Here is a 16,517-nt window from a genome sequence, read left to right on the forward strand (position 1 = left end):
CTCAAATAACTACATACGAATGACAATCGGCGTAGCGAACTCTTGACAAACCGAATGGAGAAAAGGTTAAAATTGGTATTTGGCGAGGGTTATTTGGTGTGCCTACTTTTTCCCCTTCGCCTTCAAAAATATGGGCGCAACCTTTTCGGAATGTTTGTCAAGAGCGATTGTCCCCTCGTTCGGAGAGTACTTATCGCCCAATACCTTGTGCTTTTCAATTTTTCATAGAAGTTTTGACACTACCCTACTATAAAAATATATTAATGTTACATAACATATTTATATTCTACAAAAACAATCAGAACCCTCTTGGAAAACGATAGAATTTTCTATTAAATTTCAACATTTGCTACTTTATGTTCAATGTTATGTCGTTTCCTCGATTCGACTATGGTTGAAACGGTAAAAATAAGAATCGCTAACCAAATGAAACTAAAAGAAATGAATTCTATCGTAGAAAAGGTTTCATGATATAAAACTATGCCAAAGATTAATAGAGTTGTTGGTGTAATATACTGAATAAACCCGATTAAATATTGTGGCAGTAACTTGGCCCCCTTCGAAAAAAGAACAAGAGGAATTGCCGTCACTACCCCAGCTAGTATTAATAAAATATCCGTTTGCCAGGATACATGGAGGAAGGACATTTGATTAGTTGACATAATATAAATATAGTAAATTAACGCAAAGGGTAAAATAAATAATGTTTCAATGGCTAAACCTCTAGTAGCATCCAAGGTAATTTTCTTTTTCAATGCACCATATGTTGCAAAACTAAAAGCAAGTAGCATTGCAACCCATGGAATGTTCCCATAACTCACCGTTAACACAATGACTCCAATAAACGCAACAATAACTGCGACAAGTTGCATTTTCGATAAACGCTCTTTAAAGAAGAGCATCCCGAACAACACGGTAATTAGCGGATTGATATAATAGCCTAGGCTCGTCTCAATCACATGACCATTATTGACAGCGAAAATATAAATAAACCAATTACATGAAATCGCAAAGGATGCAGCTAAAAGGGCCAAAAAGACCTTTTTGTTCTTCCATATCGTTTTCAAATCTTCTATTAATAAATTCTTATGTTTGAGTATTAAAATAAATACCGTTGTAAAGACGAATGACCAAATAACCCTACTTAATAAAATCTCCATGCTATCTACTTGGTCTAATAGTCTCCAATAGAGCGGGAACAATCCCCATATTCCATATGCTCCAAATGCATAGAGAATGCCCTTTTGTTCATTCTTCATTAAGACACCTTCTTTATTTAAGTTAAAACACATTATAGTATTCTAAAAATTAGAAGTAAATGTATTTTTCTTCGATAATAAGTTAGTAGTAAAATAATAAACCATTTGAAAAGAATACGAGACTGAGAAAAAAACAAAAAATCAACCTCCCTAAGTGAAAAAGTTGATTTTTTGATATAAGAAGTTGATTTCCAATACTATCATTACTCAATCTTTTCAAAAACTCAGTTTTATTTCTCTCCTGCACATATATTATTCCACAATACCATTCTGCAATAGATACATTTTATGATATAAACCCTTTTGTGCAAGCAGTTCTTGGTGATTGCCTCTTTCTACGATTTCACCTTTATGCATCACTAAAATTTGCTCTGCATCTTGGATCGTTGATAAGCGGTGAGCGATGGCGATTGTTGTTCTGCCCTTTCTCATTTTTTCCAAGGAACTTTGAATGGCAACTTCTGTTTCGGTATCAATAGAAGCTGTTGCTTCATCTAACACAAGCACTTTGGGATTCGTTGCAATAGTTCGTGCAAAGGCGATCAACTGTCTTTGCCCACTGGATAACGTAGACCCTCTTTCCGTAACTTTCTGTTTATACTTATCTGGTAGTTGCTCAATAAATTGATCTGCTTGCACAAATTGAGCAGCAGATACCACATCACGATCTGTTAACTGTTGATCGTACAAACGGATATTGCTTTCAATCGTTCCATAAAAGAAAAACGGATCTTGCAAAACTAGCCCAAGTTTTTTCCTCAGTTCACGTTTACTATAGGACTTAATAGAATGTCCATCAATTAAAATATCCCCCTGCTCAAATTCGTAAAATCGCATTAACAGATTGATAATTGAACTTTTCCCACTACCTGTTGAACCAACTAGGGCTACCGTTTCCCCTGGATTCACTGTAAAACTAATATTTTTTAATACAGGAGTCTTCCCATCGTAACTAAAGGTCACATTTTTAAATTCAATATAGCCATCTTGTATTTCGTAAGTTGTTTGTTGTTGTGCTGGTTCGATTTCCTCTTCATCAATTAGTGCAAATACCCTTGACGCAGCCACAATTGCTTGTTGAAACATCGCTAATTGTTCCATCATTTGATTAATTGGTTCAAAAAAACGATTAATGTAGGACACAAAGGCAAAAATAACCCCAACTTCAATCGCCGTATCAAAGGATGATATTCCAAAATACGTTAACAATAACACCACGGCAACAAAATAAATTAAATCAATAACTGGCCTTAACAAAAGACTATTTAATTTTGTATTGTTCATTGCCGCCACATAATGGTCCTCATTAATTTGGTCGAATTCATCGTTGAAACGCCCTTCTTGACGAAAGGCTTGAATAATCCCCATCCCCGATAAACTTTCCGATAATTTTGCGTTTAGTTGACTTAACTTTTCACGCATGGTCATATAGACGACCGAACTATATTTTCGATAAATATAAATTACTAGGATAATGAGTGGCAAAATTAGTAATGCGAAACTTGCTAACAATGGATTTAATAAAAACATCGCAACATACATGCCTATAATTAAAAAGGCCGCTTGCACAAAGGCACTTAAAACAGAAACAAATAAATCTTTGATTGCCTCTGTATCGTTCGTGGCTCTAGAAACGATGGATCCTGCTGGCGTATTATCGAAGTAACGCATACCTAAGCGATGAATTTTCGAGAACACATCGATTCGAAGTTGCCCGATAATTTTGAGGGCGATTTCTTGGAATTTCACTAATTGAAAATAAGAAATAAACACATTCACAACTTGGATGGTGAAATATGATACCGCTAGAAACACAATCGGTTTCGTTTCAAAGTTTAATACCGCTACATGATTATCTAAAAATACTTTTATGATATAAGGACCTAGCACATCCCCAGTGACCGTTAAGACAAGTAAAAATAAGGCTAAAAAGGCTGATTTTTTATGGGGTCTTAAATAGGATAATAATCGGAAAAGTATCCTTCTTTGTTCTTTATTTGAGAAGGTTGGTTGATTATTCATCAGCCGCTCCCCCCTTTTCTACTAAACGTTCTAACTGTTGTAGTTGGTACATTTCATAATATTTGCCTTTTAACGCCATCAATTGTTCATGGGTGCCTTGCTCAACAATTGTCCCTTCTTCCAACACAAGGATGAGATGTGCATGTTCAATCGCACTTAATCGATGGGAGGTAATAATCGTTGTTGCCTCTTGTCTCTCTTCCTTCAATGCTTGAAGGATTGCTTCTTCCGTTTTCGCATCAACTGCAGAGAGAGAATCATCTAAAATGAGTAATTCTGGATTCGTTAACAATGCACGTGCAATGGAAATCCGTTGTTTTTGCCCCCCTGATAGTGATACGCCCCTCTCCCCGACAATCGTTTGATAACCATCAGAAAAGGCTAAAATATCTTGATGAATGTTTGCTAGCTTTGCAACATGCTCCACTCTTTCTTTACTAGCATCGATATTTGAAAAGGCAATATTGTTATAAATCGTGGTTGAAAATAAAAAATGCTCCTGAGGCACATAGCCAATTGCCTCTTTTAAGCGGTTCATTTTATAGTCATCAATTTTATGTTGACCGAAATAAATTTCCCCTTTATAGCCTTCAAATTCTCGAAGTAATAGTTTTAAAATAGCGGTCTTCCCTGCTCCCGTTTTTCCGACAATTCCAAGGGTTTGACCTTGCTTTAATGTAAAATGAACATTTTTCAAAGATGATTTTTGTTCGCCAGGAAACTTAAACTCATCCACATTAAACACAATATCCCCTGCTGGACGAATATCAAGGGCACCTTCTTTGTCGTCTATTTCTACTGGAGTCGATAATAGCTGTTGAATGCGATCGTAAGAAGCAAGTCCGCGCTCTAAAATATTAAACAATAGTCCAAAAGCAAGCATTGGCCACACGAGTAAACCTAAATACGTATTAAAAGCTACTAAATCACCAATTGTCATTTGGCCATCTACAATAAATTTCGCCCCAAACCCTAAACTAAGCAAAAAACTAATACCTACTATTAAACTGATGGTGGGGTCAAATAAAGAATCAATTCGGGCAACTTTCATATTTTTTGACACGACGTTTTCAGATAATCTTGTAAAATCGTCAATGTCTTCTTCATGCTGTCCAAAGGTTTTAATAACTTTAATCCCCGTTATACTTTCTTGCGTTTTATCATTTAAATCGGAAAAGGCAGCTTGCGCAACGCCAAACCGTTCGTGCAATAGTTTTCCGTAGTAACTTGTAGATAACGCCATAAAGGGCATTGGAATAAGTGCAATGAGTGTTAAACGCCAATCAATCGTAATAGCCATGGCAAGGATCACAAATCCCCCCGTTACAATGGAGTCAAATAGCATTAATACTCCGCCACCTGCTGTTTGTTGGACAGCTGACACATCATTTGTTGCGTGGGCCATTAAATCTCCAATTCGACGTTCTTGATAAAAGGATGAACTCATCTTCGTAAAGTGACGGAATAATTTTTCCCTCAAGATCTTTGCTAAATAATTGGAAGATCCAAAAATCATCATTCGCCAATAATATCGCATCACATACATCGCTAGGGCGACTGCGATGATGATGGCTATCCATTTCAGTAACGATTGTACCGTTAACGTTTGTGAGCCAATCTCATCTATGACGTATCCAATAATTTTTGGTGGAATCAATATCAATATTCCGACAATTGTTAACATAAGAATCCCAATGATATATTCTTTTTTCCTCTCTTTAAAGAACCAATTTAACCGCAAAAAAACTTTCATGTAATCACCTTCTTCGGCTTTCAGTGAATTTGGAAAATTCAGTATAGCCAACCTATTTTAGCAAATATTGAATGGAACAGCCAAGCAATACATTTCAAATCTCGAAATAAATTTACCATTTTTTGATTCATATGATTCTATTAATTTACGTGGTAATCTTACTTTAGAATAACAAATGCGAGGGGAACTCAATGCAACGTAGACTTTTTTATACAACATGCGCCATTGCTGCCATTGTAGCGCCAATTTCAGTCCAATCTGCAGATGCAGCGACAACGAATTTTAATGACATCACGAACTACCCCGAAGAAACACAACAAGAGATTTTAAATTTAGTAGAGTTAGGAATCATTAAAGGAACTTCACCAACAACCTTCTCACCAAAAGAATCCATTACCCGTGGACAAGTGGTCAAAATGCTTGGACGTTTTTTAGTCAATAGTGGCATATCAAGCATTCCTACTGATTGGGAAAGAAAACAATATTTCACCGACCTTTCTGTAAACAGTAAAGACCGAGAATTATTACAATACGCTGCCGTTGTAAAATCTTCAGGCGTATTTATCGGAAAACCAGATGGCTCTTTAGCAAGTTCCGAAAAAATTACACGGGAAAATATGGCCCTTGTACTCGACCGCGCAACTGAAGCCATGCGTGGAAAATCATTAGTTGAGCTTGCCAACTATGAAGAAGGAAATATAGAAGACATATCACGTGCAAGAACGGAAACACGCGACGCAGTAAATGCTCTAAATGTATTAGGCATTTCCAACGTGTCAAACTTCAACCCAAAAGGCAATGTGTTACGTGTTCATTTTGCTTCCTTCTTAACGAGAGCAATTCCTTTTATGACAGAGAAAACAATTGAATCAACGCTTACACTAAATGCACAAGATTATGGTTTCTTAAGCTTTTCTGAAATAACAAACATAGACGATACTTCATTAGATGTTGACTTCTCCCCTTCTCAAATTACGATTTCTGGTGAATTTACACAAAATGAAGTGAACACATTTATTGATTGGATAGATATCAAAGGAACAGATTTATTCGGAAACGAACGATTTGTAAGTTTTGATTTTGTTTTAAACGAAGAAACTCAATTGGAGCTATTCAACGAGAAAAACAGTTTAACAGAAAATATCCTAGCCCAAGCATTCTTGATGGATTCATTTATTAATGTAATGGTGACATCAGCCAATCGTGAACCACTTTCAACGAATGAAAACAGTAACGTTTATGCCATTAAAAAAGATACTGAAAATGAAATTATAGAATTGACGTTTACAGGCTTGCGAAATAACGAAAGTGTTACGGAAACAGTACAGTATTATGTTGACTTTGCTGGAAATATCGTATTCAATCAAAAGGCGAATAACCATTCCTTAAATTATAATTATTACATAGCAAATAGTGGAGATGTTGTTTTTGATGGTCACCCAGTAGAAGAACAAACATTCTACTATATTCCAGTTTCATCGAATGAAAATTGGACTTATACGGCTTTTCAAGACGCCACAACAATTGAAGAGATTTTAGCATTCTTTATAACAGACGGAACGAAAGCTCATTTCGATTTTGATCAAAGTGAATATGCCCTTGTGATAGATGGGAACAAAAATGTCTACGGTGTGTTAGATCTTTCAAAGGAAAACGGTTTCTTTGAAAAATATACTTTTGAATTACAATCACCAGCAAACATAACGATTAAAGAAATGTATGCGTTCGGTAATGTGATATTAAAACAACAACCGAACGGCACCATCTTAGCCACTGCTACTGGTGAAGAAGTAGAAGGCACTATCGTATTAATTATTGATGGAGCTGGAAATGAACATTACTTTGAAATTGCAAAAACAACTAATGGATTTGAATTGATGCCTTATAATGTGGAGCTATTCTATAAATAAGTTTCGAAATAAAAATATGAAAAAAACGAGATTGTAGAATATACATTCTCGTTTTTTTACTATTTTCTTTTATCCCAGCCTACTTCCCTTTGAATGAAAAAGATTGCAAACAAACTCTATCTTCTAGAATTTGTCTACAATCTAATTGTTTTACGTTGTTACTTTTAATACCGTTTTAATTTTTTGGATGATGCCACCACTACTATACGTTAATACGCTTCGTTTGTAGAATGATAAACTTAACATGTACACAACTACAACCGTAGTAATCAGTACGACAATTGATAGGATCGGCTCGATTGGTGAAATGTCGGTAGCTCCAATACGCATCGGCATGACCATTCCTGATGTTAACGGAATGTAAGAGAACACTTTAATTAATAATGTGTCTGGGTTGCCCATTCCTGAAAGCATTACATAAAAGCCGATTAACGGAATCATGATAGCTGGTGTCATTACTTGAGAAGCTTCTTCCGGTTTGGAAACAAGGGAACCGAACAATGCCCCAATAATGAGATATAAGAAAATTGTTAGGAATAAGAACCCTAAAATATATAATACAAACCCAAAAGAAAGTTCATTAATGGTTGATTGAACAAACTCAAGCTTTTCCCCGCTATCCGTAAATCCAAGGTAAGCAAATAATACTGCGATTATAATACCTATTTGAGTTAGTGCTACTAAGAACACGCCAAAGATTTTCGATTGTAAATGGTTACTTGGTTTCACACTTACCAGTAACATCTCTAATGCACGAGAGCCTTTTTCGTTTGCTACATCCGTTGTAATCATAGATAAAAAGGCCATGATGAAGAAATAAATTACAATCCCCGCTACATAAGAAGCAAACATGCCCGCTTCTTTTTGATCTTCACTTTTTCCATCAGCTACCTCTTCATTTAAATTCGTCATCGTAATAATTGGTTCAGAATTTAAAATTTGGTCTGCTTCTTGCGCCGTTAAATTCAGTTGACCAATGCCGTAAATTTTCCCAGCATATTGAAGAAGAGATGAAATAGCTGATTGATCATTTAATTTTAATGGCGTATACGTTGCAATATCTGCGTTCAAATTGTTATTTTCTTCAGTTACATGGATAACAGCATCTAGTTTTTCTTCTTTCAGCTGTTCATACAATGCTTCCATTTCGCTATTTGGGAACGAATAATTTACATCTTCACTGGATGCAAAAATCGGTTCCAAATCAACGGCTGTTTCATTGACGATTGCTACTTCAATTGCTTCCTCATCCACAAAAATTGCTTTAATGTCAGACCAAAACATTACCACCGTAATTATCCCTATGTACAATAAGGTCATCAAAATAAATGTTTTGGAACGTATTTTTTGGAAATAGAGTTGTTTTAATAGTATCGAAAATTTACGCATGATCCCCACCTACCTTATCTTTAAAGATTTCATCGAGGGATAAATAATCTAAACTAAATTTCTCAATATAATTCCCATTTGAAACAAAGTCGAATATTGGTTTTGCATAGGATTCATCGATCAATGTAATAACCACTTCATCTCGTTCTCTTTTAATCTCTTTTATCCCTGACAATCTAGAAAATTCTTCAACAGGTAGCTCCGTACGAATCGTCAATTTCGTCTTCCCATATTGTTTTTTCAAATCTAGCAAACTTCCGGAAAATAACGATACCCCGCGCTTTAATAAACATAGATGGTCACATAATTCTTCTACATTATCCATTTGGTGACTGGAAAATAGAATTGTCATACCCTTTTCTTTTAGCAACAAAATCGCATTTTTTAATAAATCACGATTCACTGGGTCAAGCCCACTAAATGGTTCGTCTAAAATTAAAAACTTTGGTTTGTGGATAAAACTTGCAATTAATTGAACCTTTTGCTGATTCCCTTTTGATAACGTTTCAGCCTTTGCATTTCGTTTTTCCTCTAAGTCAAAACGTTGAATCCAGAAATCAATTTCCTTTTTCAATTCAGTACGATTCATGCCGCGAAGCTGACCAAAGAAAAATAGTTGTTCTTCTACTTTCATTTGTGGAAATATTCCGCGCTCTTCTGGTAAATAGCCAAGCCAATCACGGTTCACCTTTTTAATCGGAACTCCATCCCACGTAATTGTTCCTGAAGTTTGGTCTTGTAAATCTAAAATCATTCGGAAAGTGGTCGTTTTTCCCGCACCATTTTGACCAATCAATCCAAATATTTCCCCTTTGCCAATGGTGAAATTCAAATCATTTACGGCTGTAAAATCTTTATATTTCTTCACCACATGTTGCAATGATAATGTCATAGCCCTTCTCCCTTCTAATCATTAAATAGATCTAAATTCTTTTTCAATTGACCTATTTTCTTTCCTACTTTTACTAATGGAATGAAAAGTAAAATGGCTGCTAAGAGGTTTAAACTGCCAAGAATCACTTGGAAAACAGATTCTTCTCCAATATTTGAAATGGTAAAATAGAAATTTAATAGGAAGAAAAAGAAGAACCATAAAAAGATGCGTTTCATATACGCTAATTTTGATGATGTATCACTATAAAGCTCAAATGGACCATCTTCAGTTGCTTTTCTGAAATACGCCCACATTCCACGAGTTTTCACAAGTTCCACACCTGATTGTTGCAAAAATTCGAGGTAATCTTTAACTTGCCCTTTTGCTCCTAAACTACTTACCATCTCATTACGGTAAATGTATTGCCCTGGTGCACCTTTTTCAAATTTATAATAGCCAATATTAAAATCCGTTAAGTGCCATCCTTCTTTTGCCATTTCATTTACCCATTTTTCCTCTTTTTCATAATCTAAAAAGAAACGAAATCTTGAACACTTTTCATTCATTTTTCACTACCCCCTGTTATACGGATACCATTGTCAAAAAGTTCCCTTAATCTTAAAATTTCGTATTCAATTACTTCTTTGCCTTGTTCTGTAATGATATATTCCTTTTTCCGCCCATCTTCTTCAAAGGCTTTAATCCATCCACGATCGAGCAAGGTTTTAATTGCCCCATAAATGGTCCCCGCTCCTAATTTCACGCGACCATTCGTCATTTCTTCCGTAAATTGAATCATGCCGTAACCGTGTCGTGGTTCATATAAAGAAAGCAAAATATAATAAACGCCTTCTGTTAACGGTGCAAGCTCTTGTTTCATGAAAATTCACCCCATTTTTATATCGACGTATAATATAATGACTAACGATATATCGTCTGTTGATACATTTAATATATCAGCGTCCGATATAAATAGCAAGATGTAAGTTGTAAAAAAATGAAAAAACCGGTAATCATATGGTGATTACCGATTTTTTATGTTCTATATTTTTTTCGTATCCAAATAAGGAGCAGAGTTAAAACGATGTAAATAATAATGACAAATACCAATGTTATCATTCGTTCTGCATCCGACCCATCAGCAAATAACACCGGACCTAAACCAAAAAATGTCACCGCTGCATACAGAACAAGAAAAAGGATGGAGATGATCCACTTCATGCACTATCCTCCTAAGGTTAGGCTTTCTATATTACATGCTCGTTTTGTCTCGAATGATTTTAAAACTGCCGATACCTTTTGCAAGGACCTTGCCATCACCAGTATAAATTTCTCCTTCTGCTTGTGTAATGCGGTAGCCAAGTTGGACAATTCGCCCTGTTGCGTAAACTGTCCCAGCAGAAATTGGAGCTAAATAGTTAATATTTAAGTTAATCGTTGCACAGCTAGCCTGCGTTTTTGCCCGAATAAACATTGCAAGTACTTGGTCAATCATGGAAGCATAAATTCCACCATGTAAAGTATCATTGCTGTTTAGAAAGTCTTCACGTATATCAAGCTTTAAAATAACTCGATCTTCTTCAAATGCGATGATATCAAAGCCGATATATTTGAAAAACGGCATTTCCTCAAAGCTTTTTTGAATGTCTAGTATTGTTGTTCCCATGATGTCACCTCAAAAATTATCATAAAAAACTTTAACCTGCAATTTTAGTTGGCTGCAACGTTTCCTTTAAAAATGAATTGACTGCTACAATTGTTTTCTCAATTTCTTCCGAGAAAACTTCATTTTTCGTAAAGAAACTATGAACAAGACCCTTCGCAACTAATTGATTGACTGGTACATTGGCATTTTTTAATTTTTCCCCATATGCAATCCCTTCATCACGTAACACATCATTTTCAGCCACAATAATCATTGCTGAAGGAAGACCTGACACATTATTTGCTTTTAATGGTGCTACATAAGGATGTTCTTTTTCTTCTTCGTTATTTAAATAATATTTCCCAAACCATTGCATATCTTTTCGTTCAAGTCCAAATCCTTCTGCAAATTCTTGGTATGAAGCCGTATCATAGCCTAAATCCGTCACAGGATATAGTAAAATTTGTGAAGCAATCGCTGGACCTTGTAAATCTTTCGCCACGAGTGTTACAACAGTAGCAAGATTCGCACCGGCGCTATCTCCCATCACGGAAATTTGATGTTTTATTCCATTAATTAATTTTGCATTTTCAACAGTCCATAAAAATGCATCATAGGCATCATGAACTGGAGTTGGATATTTAAATTCAGGAGCAAGTCGATAATCAACAGATACAACAACGGATTTCGTAATAGCTGCTAATTGTTTGCAAGAGCGATCACTTGTTTCAATGCTATTGATTACCCATCCTCCACCGTGATAATAAATGATGACAGGAAAAGGTCCTTCTCCAACTGGTGTATAAATTCGTATTTTTATTTTGCTTCCATCACGTACTTCAATGTATTCATCTTTTATATTCGCAAGTTCAACTGTATTTTGATCATCTTTTACTAAACTTGATGCTCGTAAATCACGTACTTCTTCTGGTGTCATAGTATGGATTGATGGTTGTTTATTAACAGTTTCTAAATATTGACTTGTTTTTAACAATAAATTTGGCAAACCAATCACTTCCCAATGTTTTGAATTCTTATAGATTTAGTATGTTTTAATACTAACTGATTCACTCGGAATTAGCAAGGGAGAAAAAAAGATTTAGTAAAAAATCATGAAATCCAGAATATTATCTACTTTTTTGGCGATTTTTGGGTAATTCATTCTACTTGTGATTATTGCTAGAAAATAAAAAATTATGAATTACTCAATAGGCATCTACCTTTTATTTAGTAATTAGACCGATTTTCCTCACAATCTTTCTAATAATAGGTAAACCAACTAACTCTACTATTATTTATTTCATATTTTATTAATGCAACAAATATTAACTAAGGAGGAGAAATTATGCGCAGAAAAAATTGCGGTTGCGGTAGCAGAAAGCCTATCTACTGTCCACCAAACGTACATCCAACACAAGTTGCACCAGCACGTGTATCACCTACTCAAGAAGTAGTTAAAACAAACGTATTCCATACAGTGGTGCCTCACGTTCATCCTACTCATACTCGTACAGTTAATCGTCATTATATTCATAACCAACACTACTTCCCACAAACACAATCTGTTGAGAATGAATATATTCAAACTCAAAGCAACAATCGAGGCAATGTATCCCCAATGGGTCAAGGTCCTATGAGCCAAGTTAGCCCTATGAGTCAAGGTCCTATGGGTCATGGGCATGGTTGCGGTTGCCGCCCTTGTCGTAGAAGAAGAGGGTGGTAATAAAAAAATTACCTACCGTTTTTGACGGTAGGTAGTTTTTTTGTTATATAAGGATCGGGTTAGCTCCTCGACAACTTCAGAATAGTCTTCAAGGACAAAAAGCGCCCTTTTGCCGATTATTCCAGTTGTTGTCGGAGCTAAACGAACGCGCTCCGCTTTTCTTTTGTCTAGCTCCGCGCGTTAGCTCCTCGTCAACTTCAGAATCGTCTTCAAGGGCATAAAGCGCCCTTTTGCCGATTCTTCCAGTTGTTGTCGGAGCTGAACGAACGCGCTCCGCTTTTCTTTTGTCTAGCTGCGAACGCTAGCTCTTTCGGTCACTTCAACTTCCTCCTACGCGTGTAAACACGCTTGTCGGAAGTCTCCGCAGTACAAGGATGTACAAGTGCCGACAATGCCACGTGATGTGGCGTTTTTCTCGGCCAGTTTCTTTCACGGCTGAACGAACGCGCTCCGCTTTTCTTATTAAACTCGTTTTAGTTTTTCGTATTCTAACTGCAATGCTTCAATACGTTTTCTTCCTTCTTCACGGTTGCGGATGGTTTCGACTTGGATTTGTTTTGTTTCTTGAATTCCAGACATGATGGTTTGCCATGTTTTTTCTATTGTTTCAATTTTTATGCTCGGGTTTCCAGCTGAGCGTGCAATGTTTACGCTGTTTTGACGGATATTTTCCGCATTACGAATGAGCATTTCATTCGTCCGTTTATCTAGTTCATTCATTGAATCTGCCACTAATTTTTGGCGTTGAATTGTCACCGCATGGATTAGCCCTTGTTTGAAAATCGGAATCGTTGTCACAAAGGCAGAATTAATCTTCCCAATTAAATGGTTGTTCCCTTGTTGAATCATACGAATTTGTGGGGCTGCTTGGAACGAAACTTGTTGAGCCATTTCTAAATCATAGCGGCGTTGTTCTAACAACTCGATTGTACGGTTCAACGATTCTAGCTCCATAATCGCCTCTTGATCGCCTTCATTCGCTCTTTGATCTAAAATAGGAATTTGAGGTCGCAGTTGATCTAACTTTACTTCAATGGCAGCCACATGCTCACTTAAACTTTGGAAATAGTTTAAGTTTTGCTCATACATTTGCTCTAATTCCATTGTATTTTTCTTCATTTCCAACTCATATTTTGTGATTTCGTTATAGATCACATCTACTTCTTTATTCATCGTGTCGTATTTGGATAAAATCCGTTCCAGTTGCTCTTTCCCTTTATTGAACAACTTTTTCAAAAAGCCGCCCTTTTTCTCTTCTTTGAAATCTTGTGGGTCAAAGCGGTCCATAATTTTATTCAAATGGTTAATCAGTTCACTCGATTTTTCCAGCTTACTAGACTTAATGGAAGCCAACATGCGATCTGAAAACTTGGATATCGCAGTTGCAGTTTCCTTCCCAAATTCCAGAACAGCAATTTGATTTTTATGGTCAATTTTTTCTGCCAACGCTTGTACTTGTGGCTCTTCTTTTAACATTAATTGACGTTTTTTTATTTGTGACATTTCCTCTTGGGATACAAGTTGTACAGGTTGAGGAACTGGTTCTAATGTTGTACTCATTGGTTCAGTTTTTTTTGCATCTAAATCATCGAATAATGGATTTTTTATATCAGACATGAAAATCCTCCGTTCATTCTATTTCTAAATATTGTTATCTTCATCTTATACATAATTCACACATTCGGTCTATATAAAAACATACGAATTAAACAGTAAAAAAGTTTCAGTCAAAAAATAAAAAGCCGCAAACTAATCAGCGGCTTCCAAAAAATTTATTTTTTCGATTTTAACAATTGATTCGATAACAATAATCCAATTCCGCCAACTGCGATAAACAGTAATGCCCGTACTAACAAACTTAAATTTCCTAAATCGATAAAGATTAATTTACAAATTGCAACGCCAAGTATGGTATACCCAAACACGCGAACAATTTTTAATTTACGCTTTGTACTCATCCAAAGTGAGATCGTTGCCGTAACAAACAATAAAATCGTTTTCGTTGCAACAATAGCGATGTAATCAATATATCCGTCGTAAATGAGCTGGTTCAACACACCATAAATCACAAACATGGTGCCAAGGATTCCAAGCATTAGTAACCCATCAATATTAATTTTTAATCCTCGTATCCACTTGTTATATAAATAGCCTTCCTCATAAACATCTGACAGAATACCGATAATGACACACGCATAAACGATTCGAACGATTAGATTCAACCACATCTCCATCCCATCAACATAATGGGTTGGAAGAAGATTTAACGTAACGATTCCAAACGTAACAATGAGAACGTATCGTAAAATCCGTCCAACGATTCGTTCTGGAAGGAAAAACGATCCAAGCATCACAATGACTAATACTAAACATGAAAAATACGGGAACCCATATTCTGAAAAATAAGTACCATCGAATTTCACAATATAAATAAAGAAATATAGTACGATAATTATTGGGTAGAAATCATCAACAAAAGTGATAGCACTTTTCCCAATTGACTTCCCTTTTATATAAGCAAATATTACAACTAAATAAATCAAGATTAATAGATAATTTAAATGTTCGACACTCCAAAATGGTTCTACATCATTAATTAGAATATGTCCTAGAATCAATATCATAAATAATAGACTATACGTAATTTTCATTAGCATAGCACCGAGTCGCACCGCTAACATAATTCCTATAAACGTAGATAGTGGTAAGAGGATATTACCTAGTTCCGGTGATAGCTCTAACGCAAGTAACATGTTGAAAAATGCCAATAAAGCCAGTGTTCCAACCACATCGACAATACGTTTTTCTCCCCGCTTATTGATGTAAAACGCGAAACTACCATAAATAATGGCTAATACAATAAATGCAATAAAAGAATCCTCTGGAATAAAGTGAATCAATAAAAGTGTCAGCCCACTTAAACTAAACAACATTCCTTCATGTAAGGCTCTGAATTTACCCGCTTCAAAAATCTTCAACCAAACCGCAAGTAATACCGCATTTAAGATGACATAACTAATAAAATAGTAAACTTCCCCTTGTTCATTCAAACTATAAATGATTTGTAGTGCAATGATGGAAAAGAAATAGGCCACATATAGCGCCACTCTTTGACGATGTTTGATAAATACCCATTGCATTGCACCAAATAAGAGTAATACGTATAAAAGAATTATGACATTATTAAATTCCATGTACTCCAGTAAATAAGGTAGCAATAATGAAGTGAAAATAATAAACACTGATAACACTTCATTTTTCTTGAAGTAAGATATGATAATTCCGTATGCAATATAAAGTATCGCTATGAATAACGCAACATATAACCCAATTACTTCATACAAGATGGCCCCTGCAGCTGTCGTCAGAATTCCAATCATAAACGATCCACCGTATAACACAACGGTCAACACCTGTGAGCTATCCTGTTTCCTTTTTTCCATTAATGTAGCTGTTATGATTAATCCAATGGAAAGGAAGTATGCCAAAATAATTTTAATAGTATTGGAGAATAATCCATAATCACTTATAAGCTTTAATCCCCATAAAACACCTAGGACAAGTATGAGCATAAAGATTTTTGGTAATGCCCAAACAACCATTTCCTCAAAACTACGAGACTTTTTCGGAGGCGTTTCAGGTTTCTCTTGTACTACTGGTTTTAAAATGGTTTTGGGTGATTCCTGCTTATCCCCCCGTTCTTGAGCAGCAGCCTTATTCAGTTTTACTAAATGGTTTTCACTCGTACCATTTTCGATGACCTGTTTGTTCTGCTTTAGCTCATTCAGTTCAAAACGAAGCGCACGTACTTCTTCCTCTAAACGGGCTATTCGCTTTTCGGTTTCTTGATCCATTATCGAAACCCCTTTTTCTTTTATTTGTACCTATTACTATTTTATTTTAATTTTGCCAAATATAATGTAGTACTAAAAAGCTATTTAA

Annotated in this window: 14 protein-coding genes; 2 read left to right on the plus strand and 12 right to left on the minus strand. The window is 35.6% G+C overall.

Annotated elements, in window-relative coordinates; genetic code table 11:
* Positions 1-332: 332 nt before the first annotated feature.
* The 3 genes from rarD to D8M03_RS11650 form a co-directional block, all read right to left on the minus strand.
* A complete protein-coding gene (gene rarD / locus D8M03_RS11640; protein WP_121214955.1) occupies positions 333-1,259 on the minus strand; it encodes an EamA family transporter RarD in 927 nt (308 codons plus the stop codon).
* Between the two features lie 252 nt (positions 1,260-1,511).
* Positions 1,512-3,281 (minus strand): ABC transporter ATP-binding protein, encoded by a 1,770-nt coding sequence (locus D8M03_RS11645; protein WP_121214956.1) that lies wholly within the window; start codon positions 3,279-3,281, stop codon positions 1,512-1,514.
* The gene (locus D8M03_RS11650) at positions 3,274-5,034 is read right to left on the minus strand and encodes an ABC transporter ATP-binding protein (RefSeq protein WP_121214957.1); all 1,761 of its coding nucleotides are present in this window, start codon (positions 5,032-5,034) and stop codon (positions 3,274-3,276) included. The genes D8M03_RS11645 and D8M03_RS11650 overlap by 8 nt, the downstream gene beginning before the upstream one ends.
* 191 nt (positions 5,035-5,225) lie before the next feature.
* On the opposite strand from D8M03_RS11650, the gene D8M03_RS11655 reads away from it, so the two are divergent.
* A complete protein-coding gene (locus D8M03_RS11655) occupies positions 5,226-6,944 on the plus strand; it encodes an S-layer homology domain-containing protein (protein ID WP_121214958.1) in 1,719 nt (572 codons plus the stop codon).
* A gap of 150 nt (positions 6,945-7,094) precedes the next feature.
* Here D8M03_RS11655 and D8M03_RS11660 read toward each other — a convergent pair whose 3' ends face one another.
* The 7 genes from D8M03_RS11660 to D8M03_RS11690 form a co-directional block, all read right to left on the minus strand.
* Positions 7,095-8,333, minus strand: a complete 1,239-nt coding sequence (locus tag D8M03_RS11660; protein WP_121214959.1) for an ABC transporter permease — start codon at positions 8,331-8,333, stop codon at positions 7,095-7,097.
* Positions 8,326-9,225 carry an ABC transporter ATP-binding protein gene (locus D8M03_RS11665; RefSeq protein ID WP_121214960.1) on the minus strand — a complete coding sequence of 300 codons (900 nt, stop codon included), beginning with the start codon at positions 9,223-9,225 and terminating at the stop codon, positions 8,326-8,328. The genes D8M03_RS11660 and D8M03_RS11665 overlap by 8 nt, the downstream gene beginning before the upstream one ends.
* A gap of 14 nt (positions 9,226-9,239) precedes the next feature.
* Positions 9,240-9,773: a DUF2812 domain-containing protein gene (locus tag D8M03_RS11670; protein ID WP_121214961.1), complete on the minus strand. Its 534-nt coding sequence runs from the start codon at positions 9,771-9,773 to the stop codon at positions 9,240-9,242.
* Positions 9,770-10,087, minus strand: coding sequence for a PadR family transcriptional regulator (locus D8M03_RS11675; protein WP_121214962.1), 318 nt, complete (start codon positions 10,085-10,087; stop codon positions 9,770-9,772). Before D8M03_RS11675 ends, D8M03_RS11670 begins: the two co-directional genes overlap by 4 nt.
* Before the next feature lie 155 nt (positions 10,088-10,242).
* Complete coding sequence (locus D8M03_RS11680; protein ID WP_121214963.1) at positions 10,243-10,428, minus strand: DUF6954 family protein; 186 nt, start codon at positions 10,426-10,428, stop codon at positions 10,243-10,245.
* Positions 10,429-10,459: 31 nt separating this feature from the next.
* A complete protein-coding gene (locus D8M03_RS11685; protein ID WP_121214964.1) occupies positions 10,460-10,873 on the minus strand; it encodes a PaaI family thioesterase in 414 nt (137 codons plus the stop codon).
* Between the two features lie 31 nt (positions 10,874-10,904).
* Positions 10,905-11,858: an alpha/beta hydrolase gene (locus D8M03_RS11690; protein ID WP_121214965.1), complete on the minus strand. Its 954-nt coding sequence runs from the start codon at positions 11,856-11,858 to the stop codon at positions 10,905-10,907.
* A gap of 339 nt (positions 11,859-12,197) precedes the next feature.
* On the opposite strand from D8M03_RS11690, the gene D8M03_RS11695 reads away from it, so the two are divergent.
* Positions 12,198-12,575, plus strand: coding sequence for a CotD family spore coat protein (locus tag D8M03_RS11695; RefSeq protein ID WP_121214966.1), 378 nt, complete (start codon positions 12,198-12,200; stop codon positions 12,573-12,575).
* A gap of 462 nt (positions 12,576-13,037) precedes the next feature.
* Here D8M03_RS11695 and D8M03_RS11700 read toward each other — a convergent pair whose 3' ends face one another.
* A complete protein-coding gene (locus tag D8M03_RS11700) occupies positions 13,038-14,192 on the minus strand; it encodes a toxic anion resistance protein (protein WP_121214967.1) in 1,155 nt (384 codons plus the stop codon).
* A 155-nt stretch (positions 14,193-14,347) separates the two neighbouring features.
* Positions 14,348-16,429 carry a DUF2339 domain-containing protein gene (locus tag D8M03_RS11705; protein ID WP_121214968.1) on the minus strand — a complete coding sequence of 694 codons (2,082 nt, stop codon included), beginning with the start codon at positions 16,427-16,429 and terminating at the stop codon, positions 14,348-14,350.
* Positions 16,430-16,517: the final 88 nt, after the last annotated feature.

This window comes from Ureibacillus endophyticus, assembly GCF_003628435.1.
In the GTDB taxonomy this organism is placed as follows: Bacteria; Bacillota; Bacilli; order Bacillales_A; family Planococcaceae; genus Ureibacillus; species Ureibacillus endophyticus.